A 10,524-nucleotide genomic window follows, 5' to 3' on the forward strand; every position below is an offset into this window, starting at 1 on the left:
CCCGCCCTAAGCGTGTTCATCGTCGGCCCCGGCCTCCCCGTAGCGGCTGATCTCGTGGAAGAAACCGTCGACGACGCCCAGTTCACCCCGCTCGCGCACGGCGTCGTAGACGTGTTTGCTCACCGCGAGGTCGAGCACGCCCAGACCGAACGGCGAGAAGATCACGGGACGGTCGGCGGGCACCCGCACCCGGTCCGTCATCACGTCGAAGAGGGTCCCGTCCAGGAAGTCCCGGTGTCCCACCTGCTGTTCGGCCAGGTGCGGTGAGGTGTCGGCCTTCAGACAGTGTTCGACGTCATCGACGATGTTGGCCGATTTCAGCACGATCTCCGGTGCCAGGTCGCGCAGCGAGACGTGCAGCACCACCGGGTTGTGCGAGAACCATGAGACATCGCTGACGTGCGGGACTCCCGCCACCGTCGCGAACACCACCAGGTCGCTGGAGCCGATCAGCTCCTCGGCCGTCCCGTGCACGGTGACCCGACCTCCGCCGCCGGACCGTTCCAGGTAGGAGCGGAAGCCGTCAGCGTGCTCGGAGCTGAGGTCGTGCACGCCCACCTCGTCGAACGACCAGCCGGCGGCGTGCAGATACGTGTGGATGTAGCGGGCGATGAAGCCGGTGCCGAAGAAGCCGACGCGCCGCGGCCGCCCCCGCTCCCTGGTCAGCCAGTCCGCGGCCAGGGCTGCCGAGGCCGCGGTGCGCGCGGCGCTGATGATGGAGCTCTCCATGCAGGCGATCGGATAGCCGGTCTCCTGGTCGTTGAGGATCGCGACGGCCGAGGCGCGGGGGATCCCGGCCTCGATGTTCCGCGGAAAGCTGGATATCCACTTCATCCCGTCGACCCGGGTCCGCCCGCCGACGGACGCGGGCAGCGCGATGATGCGCGATGCGGGCCGGTCGGGGAAGCGCAGGAAGTACGAGGGCGGGTTGACCGTGTCTCCCGCGCCGTGCACCCGGTAGGTGTCCTCGATCAGCTCGATGAGCGGCCGCTCCTGCCCGGTGAGTACCTGGTGGACCTGCGAGCCGGGGATGACGGCGAAAGGAGGGATCTGTGCGTTCATGACGAAGCGCGGCTCCGTTCTCGGAGAGGAGGTGTGCGGGGTGCGGCCGACGGCTCAGGAAGCCGCGTCGGGCAGATGGGTGGGGGCGCAGTCGGCGAGGCGCACCGGGGCGCCCAGGACCATGCCGACCTCGCGCGATCCGGTGTAGGGCTCGCGGCTGTGCGCCATGCGGACGTTGTCGACCAGGAGGACGTCTCCGGCCTGCCACGGCTCGCGTACCGTCGCCGCCTCGTACGCGTCGTTGATGGCCGCCACGACCTCCGCCCCGACGGCCGACCCGTCGCCGTACCGGCTGTTGAACGGCAGCCCGTCCGCGCCGAACTGCGCCACCAGGTACTCCCGCACCGCGGGATCCATCGTCCACTCGTTGAGGAAAGCGATCTGGTTGAACCAGACCCGGCGCCCGGTCCGGGGATGCCGGATCACCGCCGAGCGGCGCTGCCTGGTCCGCAGCCCGCCGTCCGGCTGCCAGTCGTAGGCGATGCCGTTGGCCCGGCAGTACTTCTCCGCGGCCGCCCGGTCGGGCGCGCCCAACGCCTCCGTCCAGGGAACCCCGACCAGGTCGTTGTAGGAACGCGTCAGCGACCAGCCGACCTCCGTGAAGCGCTCCACGACCTCCGGGGGCAGGGCCGCGAGCACTGCTTCGGCGTCCGCGAGTCCGGTGACGCCGCCGGTGGCCGGAGGCGTGAAACATCCCATGAGCAGCAGCCGGGGGAACTCCAGTGCGTAGCTCAACTCGTGGTGCATGCACATCGGCTGGTCCGGCGGCCACTCCAGGGACGAGAAGACCGGCCCGCCCAGCGGACGGCGACGCGCGAACGCCTCCGTCTGGCTCAGGTGCCGTCCCGGAAGCCGCTCGCCGATGCGGCCGAGAGCTGCCGCGTCACGCACCCCCAGGCCGCGGATCAGCACGGCCCCGTGGCGGAGCACGGCCGCCTCCAGCGACTGGGCGCGCTCGCCGATCCAGTCCTGGAGCGCCTCGGCACCCACCGGTGAGGCGACCCGCAGGATCGGGGGCTTGCCGGGAGTCAGTTCCAGGCCGAGCTCGTCGGCGGGCTGCTCCTGGGCTGTCGGCATCGGTGCGGACGGCTGCGTCATGCGCTCTGTTCCTTCCCCTGCTGCGTGTGCTCGTCCATGACCCTGGCCAGCTCGGCCAGGACGGGGTTGTTGACGATGTCCTCGATGGAGGCGGTGCCGCCGCTCTCGACGCCGAGGCGGACCGCCGACAGCGAGGTGCCGCCGGATTCGAAGAAGTGCTGCCTCCGGCTGATCTCCGCGACCGGGATGTTCAGCACCCGCGCCCACTGCTCGGCCAGCCGTCGCTCCGTCGCCGTCCGGGGCGCGGTGTCGCCGCCGGGCGCGGGCTCCGCGGTACGGGATGCGGCCTCGACCGCCTCCCGGGCCAGCGCTTTCTTGTCGATCTTGCCGTTGCCGGTGAGCGGCAGGGCCTCCCGGTGGTGGTAGATCCGCGGCACCATGTACGCGGGCAGGGCATCGCCGAGGACCTTATGCACCTCGTCCACGGACAGCGGAAGGTCCGCGGCGTAGAAAGCGGCCAGATACTTCTCCCCGTCGCCGCCCTCCACGACGACGACCGCGGAGTCCCGTACGCCGGGCACGCGCAGCAGGTGGTTCTCGATCTCACCGATCTCGATCCGGAAGCCGCGGATCTTGGTCTGGGAGTCCCGCCTGCCCAGAAACTCCAGCGCACCGTCCGGAAGCCAGCGGCCGATGTCCCCGGAGCGGTAGAGGCGCTCCCCCGGCCGGTGCGGATCAGTACCGAAGGCCGCGGCCGTCCGCTCCGGGTCGTTGATGTAGCCGCGGCCCACGCACACCCCGGAGAAGACGATCTCACCCGGCGCCCCGAGCGGGACCGGGACGAGCTGCTCGTCGACCACGTAGACCCGCACGTTGCGGACCGCGGGTCCGAGGGGCACCCGGTCGTGGGTGGGGACCCGGTCCATGACGGCGTGGTTGGTGTCGTCCGACGTCTCGGTCAGTCCGTAGGCGTTCACCAGTTTGATGTCGGGGAAGACCGCGAACCAGCGCTCGACCAGCTCCTTCTTCAGCGCCTCACCGGTCGCGGAGACGACCCGCAGCCGGCCGAGTCCGCGCTGCCTCTCCTCCACCCAGGTGAGCATCACCTCCAGGTAGGAGGGGACGACCTGCAGCACTTCGACCCCGCCGTCGACCAGCGCTTCGACATACCGCTCGATGTCGAGGACCTCCCGCTGCCCGACGACCAGCGTGCGGGCCCCCACCAGCAGCCCGCTCACGAGCTGCCACAGGGAGATGTCGAAGCACTGCGGCGCGGTCTGGGCGACCACCTGCCCGGCACCGATCTCCAAATCCTCGATCTTGGCGAGGAGATGGTTGAGCATGCCCGCGTGCTCGCACATCGCGCCCTTCGGCTCGCCCGTCGAACCGGAGGTGAAGTAGATGTACGCGAGTTGCCCGGCACCGACCGGAACACCCGGATCGGTGTCCGCGCCCTCCCGCTCCTCCACCAGAACGTCGGCGAGGTACAGGCGCACCGGCACCTCGACGTCCGGCGTCGGCCGACCGGACGCCCCACGCGAGCCGGGATCCGCCGACGCCCGATCGAGGGTCGCGGTGCTGCCGTGCTCGGTGAGCACGAAGCGGCATGCGCTGCGGCCGAGCATGGCCGCGATCCGGTCGGCCGGAAAGTGCGGCTCCACCGGGAGATACGCACCTCCCGCCTTGAGGACACCGAGGACCGCCGCCATCCAGGGCAGGTTCCGCTCGGTGACCACCGCCACCACGTCCTCGGGACGCAGCCCGCGGGCGAGCAATGCGTGGGCGATCCGGTTCGCCCGGCGGTTGAGTACGTCGTAGCTCCACTCGGTGCCGTCGTGCACGGCGGCGACGCGATCGGGGTGCCCGCGCACCCGCTCCTCGAACAACTCGTGCATCCGCCGGTCCGGCACGGCACGCAGCGGCCCGGCCAGCCCGTCGATCTGATGGGCGAGCTCCGCGGCGGACAACAGGCTCTGCCGGTGGTGCTCCGCCGCGGCGTCGGCGGTCATCATCGCGAGGGCGGTGAGCAGATATCCGCCGACGCGCTCGGCACAGGGGCGATCGAGGACGTCGCTGCGACCCAGCAGCCGCAGACGCAGTCCGTCCCGCTCCGGGAGGACGGCGACACGCAGAACGCAGGCGCCCGGCAATCCTGCGTCGGCCGTCGGGCCGGCGCCCGCCCGGGCGGCAGGCGCCGCGGACTCGGACGGGGAGTCGGCGGAGAGGCAGCCGGCGGAAAGGGCCGAGAGGTCGAGGACCACCTCGCCCCCGGAGGCAGGAGGGTGCTGCTCCGACCCCGCCGACGACAGCACGGCGCGCTCGGCGGCGAGCACCAACTGCTGCCAATCGCCGTCCGCCACCAGCAGACCGCACGGCTCGGGAACGGCACCGCCGGGCGCGACGAGCCCGGTCAGGACATCCCGCTCGCCGCAGAGACCCGCGAGGACCTTCGCGTGCGCGGCGAGGAGCACGGACTCGAACCGCACCCCCAGCCGGTCGGCGAGCGCTCCGAGACCCCGGACCGTGTCGGCCGGGACCGGGCACTCGTACTCGGTCCTCGGCGTGTCGGCATCCCCCGGCTCGCTCCGCCACCGCGGAACAACCGAAGCGATCCCGGGTCCGGCTGGTGTGCCCTCGGCCACTGTCGGTGTATCCATCGATTCCGTGCCCTTACCAGAGAGGTTGGAGACCGGTGGCGCTCTCCCGCTGAGAGCGCCACCAGGGGGTGCGGCCTTGCAGCCGCCGCTTCAGGACTCCGCGGCGGCCATGGCCGCGATCAGGCTGGCCGGGCGCATGTCCGTCCAGTTCTCCTCGACGTACGCGAGGCAGGCATCCCTCGTGTCAGCCGACTTGGCGACGGTCCAGCCGCTGGGTACATCGATGAACTCGGGCCACAGCGAGTGCTGTCCCTCGTCGTTGACGAGTACGACATAGGTGCCGTCGGGGTCCTCGAAAGGGTTGGTCATGACTGTTCCTCTTCTCCATCTCATGGCTCAGCCGACTACGCGGCTTGCTCTCTCTCCCGGGCCGGCTCCGTCTGCCGCCGGGAATCTCTCAGGGCTTTCCGGTCGGTCGCGTCATGCGCCGCAGCGCCGGTCGCTTCCGCGTGGCGGTGCGGGACGCCGTCGTCACGTGCTCCGCCAGCCCGGCGACGGTGGAGGTCTCGAAGATCGTGCCGATCGCGACTTCCGCCTGGAGCTCGCTGCGGATGCGGCTGACCAGGCGCGTGGCGAGGAGGGAGTGGCCGCCGAGGTCGAAGAAGCTGTCGTCGATCCCGACCCGCTCCAGACCCAGCACCTCGGCGAACAGCCCGCACAGCGTCTCCTCCTGCGGAGTCCGTGCCTTGCGCCCACCCGCGCTGACCGCGTACTCGGGTGCGGGCAGGGCCTTGCGGTCCAGCTTGCCGTTCGGCGTGAGCGGCAGCCGGTCCAGCACCATCACCGCCGAGGGCACCATGTACTCCGGCAACCCCTCCACCAACCGCTCACGCGCCGCCTTCACCACAGTGCCGATACCCCGTGCTGCCACCGGACTGTTCACCCACGGACCACCCGCAGCGGCCGGCACATACACACCGGACAACGCTCCTTCGTCCCCGTCGTCCGGCAGCACGACCGCGTCGAACAGGGCCACCGAGCGGGACGACCACGTCACCACCACCCGCAACCCCAACTCAGCGCCCCGAAGCACCAACTCCTCAGGATCCATCGCCACACCGGCATCCCCGGAATCCAGGCCGTCCAGCCGACGTTCTGCGGCCATCTCACCGGCCAACCGCGCATTCGGAATGCCGGAGATCCGAACCGGCGACTGCACTTCGGCGATGTCGAACTCCGGGGACCAGGAAATCCGAGGCAGCTCAGCGACGTCCACCACCGAGGAGGGCGCCTTGTGCAGCACCACCTCATACCGGTGCCGCGTCAGCTCGTTGTGATAACCGCCCCGCTTGAGCCGTACATCCACAGCCCCGACACGAGCATCGCCCTCGGCCAGCTCCGTGAAGAACTCCGGAGCCACCACCAGCTCCTTCTCCAACAACACCGCACGATCCACCACCGCACGCGCCTGCACCCCACGATCCCCATGCACCGCCGCATGCAAAGTCCGCAGCGACCCCGCATGCCGCACATCCCCCACCACCACACGCCCACCCGGCACCAACAACTCCAGCGCCCGATCCAGAACCCGGGACAGATACTCCCCGTCCGGGAAGTACTGCACCACCGAATTGATCACCACCGTGTCGAAATACCCCAACGGAAGGTCCCCGGCCGCATCGGCCGGCTGACACCGCAACCACACCCGATCCGACAACCCCGCCCCGGCCACCTGGCCACGGAGCCTCTCGATCACCGCACCCGAAAGATCCGTACCCCAATACTCCTCAACATCGGGCGCCAAATGCCCCATCAACAGACCAGACCCCACCCCGATCTCCAGAACCCGGCCACCACCAAAACCACGCACCCGCTCGACAACCGCCTCCCGCCACGCCCGCATCTCACCCAACGGAATCGGCTCACCCGAATACGAACTGTCCCAGCCGGCGAAATCCTCACCAAAACCACCAGACCCCACCCCCGAATACACCGAGTCATAGATCTCCCGCCACTCACCTACCTGGGCGTCCTCGTCGGACGGCGTCTCTTCGGTATCGCCCTCGGCGGTCGTGGCGGCCGCCGCCAGATCCGGCACGACATAGGCGGCGAGCCGCTGATCCCCCGGCACATCCTCACGCGCCAGGACCACGGCTTGGCGGACACCTTCGCAGCCGGTCAGCAGGGACTCGATCTCGCCCGGCTCGATGCGGAAGCCGCGCACCTTGACCTGCTCATCGGCACGGCCCATGTACTCGAGCTGCCCGTCGGCCCGCCAGCGGGCCAGGTCGCCGGTTCGGTACATCCGCGTGCCGGGCTCGAAGGGGGACGCCACGAAGCGTTCCGCGGTGAGGTCAGCCCGCCCGACATAGCCACGGGCCAGACCGGCGCCCGAAGCGTAGAGCTCACCGACCACCCCGGCAGGAACCGGTCGCAGTACTTCGTCCAGGACGTGGGCTCGGGTGTTCGCGACCGGGCGACCGATCGGCACCACGTCGTCGGAGAAGGTGTCGCTCATCGAGATCGCCACGGTCGACTCGGTCGGGCCGTAGGCGTTCACCACGCGGCGGCCCCGCGACCAGCGCGTCACGAGTTCCGACGGAGCCGCCTCGGCGCCGACGACCACACACGCGAACTCGGTGAGCTCGTCCTCGGAGCCCGCCGGAAGTGTCGCCAGTACCGAGGGCGGGATCAGCGCATGGGTGATGCGCTGGGTGGCGAGGACATCTCGCAATGCCTCGCCCACCAGCCGGGCGCTGTCGGGCACCACGATCGTGGCGCCGGCCGCAAAAGCGGCGACCAGTTCCCAGACTGCCGCGTCGAAGCTGGGTGAGGCGAACTGCAGCACCCGGCTGCGGGAGGCGGTGCCCATGCGCCGGAGCTGAGTGTGGGCCAGGCTGGCCACACCGCGATGCGAGACCACGACGCCCTTGGGCCGGCCGGTGGAACCGGACGTGTAGATCACGTACGCCGGATGCGCCGCCTCCACAGGCACTCCGGGGTCGGTCTCCGGGAAGTCCGACAGGTCCTGCGCCAGCTCCTGCGGCCCCAGCACCAGCAACGGAGAAGCGTCCTCGACCATGAACGCACGCCGCTCGACCGGATACTCCGGATCCACCGGCACATACGCACCACCCGCCTTCACCACAGCGAGCACCGCGACCACCACCTCCACCGACCGCGGCAACTCCACCCCCACCAACACCTCAGGCCCCACACCACGACCGATCAACCAGTGCGCCAACCGATTCGCCCGCGCGTTCAACTCCCCATAGGAGAGGCTCCGCTGCCCGTGAAGCAGAGCCGTCGCATCCGCGTCACGCCCAACCTGCTCCTCGAACAACCCAGCAAGCGACACCTGGGGCAACGCCACCGCAGTGTCATTCCACCCGGCCAGCCGCCCCCGCTCCTCCCGAGACAGCAACTCCACCGCACCCACAGACAACGACGGATCCGCCACCACCTGCTCCAACAACCGCACCCACCGCGCCAACACCCCCTCAACCGACACCCGATCGAAGAGACGCGTGGAGTACTCGACTGTCCCGGTCACCCCGCGCTCGCCGGAGCGCTCGGCCAGGCTCAGCAGCATGTCGAAACGCGACCGGCCGATCCCGACGTCTTCGGGCGTCACCCGGAGCCCCGGCAGATCGAAGTCGCCTTCAGGCGCGTTCTGGAGCACGAGTGCGACCTGGAAGAGCGGGTGGTGGGAGGTGGAACGATTCGGGTTCAGCACCTCCACCAAGTGCTCGAAGGGAACGTCCTGGTGCGCGTACGCCGCCAGACTCGACTCCCGCACCCGCCCCAGCAACTCCTCGAACTCCGGGTCACCCGACGTGTCCGTCCGCAACACGAAGGTGTTCACGAACAACCCGACAAGATCGTCCAACGCCTCATCGGTACGCCCCGCCACACCACTGCCCAACGCGATATCGGTCCCCGCACCCAAACGCGTCAACAGCGCCGCCATACCGGCCTGCAACACCATGAACACCGTCGTGTTCGACCGCCGTGCCAGCCGGACCAGGCGCTGGTGCAGCTCCGCGTCCAGTGTGAAGTCGAGATGGGTGCCTTCGAAGGAGGCGACTGCCGGACGGGGCCGGTCGGTCGGGAAGGTCACCAGCTCCGGCAGACCCGCCAGCTTGTCTCGCCAGTAGTCGACCTGCTGGGAGTAGAGGCTGTCCGGGTCGTTCTCGTCACCCAGCAGCTCACGCTGCCACAGCGTGTAGTCCGCGTACTGCACCGGCAACTCCGACCACCGCGGGGCATCACCCTGCACACGCGCCGTGTAGGCCGCCACCAGATCCCGTGCGATCGGGCCCATGGACCAACCGTCACCCGCGATGTGGTGCACCAGCAGCATCAGGACGCTGTCCTGCGGCGCCACGTCGAACAGCCATGCCCGTACGGGTATCTCGGACCCCAGCGCGAACGCGTACCGAGCCGACTCCTCCAGAACCTTCGGCAACTCCTCCTCCGTCACGGAGCAGCGCTGCCAGTCCAGCTCCGCACTCTGCGGATCGAGGATCGACTGGCGGGGCTCGCCGTCGGCTTCGGGGAAGACCGTACGCAGCGACTCATGCCGGACGACCAGATCACGCAGGGCGCTGCCGAGTGCATCCGCGTCCAGTTCGCCCTTCAGCCTGAGCGCCAGGGGCATGTTGTAGGTGGCCGACGGTCCCTCCAGCTTGTGCAGGAACCACAGACGACGCTGCGCGAACGACAGCGGCACCACATCCGGCCGCTCCACCGCCACCAGAGCCGCACGCGTGCGGCCGTCGCCCGTGAGGCGCGGCGCCAGGCCGGCCACCGTCGGGTTCTCGAAGACAGCCGCGATCGGCACCTCTACGCCGATAGCGCTGCGGATCCGGCTGACCAGCCGGGTCGTGAGGAGGGAGTGGCCGCCGAGGTCGAAGAAGCTGTCGTCGATCCCGACCCGCTCCAGACCCAGCACCTCGGCGAACAGCCCGCACAACGTCTCCTCCTGCGGAGTCCGTGCCTTCCGCCCACCCGCAGCCACCGCGTACTCCGGAGCGGGCAGCGCCCGGCGGTCCAGCTTCCCGTTCGGCGTCAACGGCAACCGGTCCAGCACCATCACCGCCGAGGGCACCATGTACTCCGGCAACCCCTCCACCAACCGCTCACGCGCCGCCTTCACCACAGTCCCAATGCCCCGCGCAGCCACCGGACTGTTCACCCACGGACCACCCGAAGCAGCCGACAGATACACACCGGACAGCACAGACTCGTTCCCGTCCGCGGGCAGCACGACCGCGTCGAACAGGGCCACCGACCGGGACGACCACGTCACCACCACCCGCAACCCCAACTCAGCACCCCGAAGCACCAACTCCTCCGGATCCACCCCGGAACCCAGATCCCCCGCGTCGAGACCGTCGAGACGCCGCTCGGCAGCCACCTCCCCGACCAGCCGCGCATTGGGGATGCCAATGATTCGAATCGGTGACTCCGCTTCGGCGATGTCGAACTCGGGCGTCCAGGCCCGCCGAGGCAGCTCAGCGACGTCCACCACCGAGGAGGGCGCCTTGTGCAGCACCACCTCATACCGGTGGCGTGTCAGCTCGTTGTGATAGCCACCCCGCTTGAGCCGTACATCCACAGCCCCGACACGGGCATCGCCCTCGGCCAGCTCCGTGAAGAACTCCGGAGCCACCACCAGCTCCTTCTCCAACAACACCGCACGATCCACCACCGCACGCGCCTGCACCCCACGATCCCCATGCACCGCCGCATGCAAAGTCCGCAACGACCCCGCATACCGCACATCCCCCACCACCACACGCCCACCCGGCACCAACAACCCCAG

Annotated in this window: 5 protein-coding genes; all 5 read right to left on the minus strand. The window is 69.6% G+C overall.

From position 1 onward, the window contains the following. Positions 1-6 precede the first annotated feature (6 nt). Positions 7-1,062: a 2,3-diaminopropionate biosynthesis protein SbnB gene (sbnB, locus tag ACFYMO_RS26190; RefSeq protein WP_388549380.1), complete on the minus strand. Its 1,056-nt coding sequence runs from the start codon at positions 1,060-1,062 to the stop codon at positions 7-9. Positions 1,063-1,116: 54 nt separating this feature from the next. Continuing rightward, positions 1,117-2,160 carry a TauD/TfdA family dioxygenase gene (locus tag ACFYMO_RS26195; RefSeq protein WP_366770949.1) on the minus strand — a complete coding sequence of 348 codons (1,044 nt, stop codon included), beginning with the start codon at positions 2,158-2,160 and terminating at the stop codon, positions 1,117-1,119. Continuing rightward, positions 2,157-4,757 (minus strand): amino acid adenylation domain-containing protein, encoded by a 2,601-nt coding sequence (locus ACFYMO_RS26200; RefSeq protein ID WP_366770948.1) that lies wholly within the window; start codon positions 4,755-4,757, stop codon positions 2,157-2,159. Before ACFYMO_RS26200 ends, ACFYMO_RS26195 begins: the two co-directional genes overlap by 4 nt. Positions 4,758-4,847: 90 nt before the next feature. After that, positions 4,848-5,066: an MbtH family protein gene (locus ACFYMO_RS26205; RefSeq protein ID WP_366770947.1), complete on the minus strand. Its 219-nt coding sequence runs from the start codon at positions 5,064-5,066 to the stop codon at positions 4,848-4,850. 88 nt (positions 5,067-5,154) lie between these two features. Beyond that, on the minus strand, positions 5,155-10,524 hold a 5,370-nt coding region (locus ACFYMO_RS26210), incomplete at its 5' end, for an amino acid adenylation domain-containing protein (RefSeq protein ID WP_388549385.1).

The organism is Streptomyces sp. NPDC007025, assembly GCF_042869455.1.
Lineage (GTDB): Bacteria > Actinomycetota > Actinomycetes > Streptomycetales > Streptomycetaceae > Streptomyces.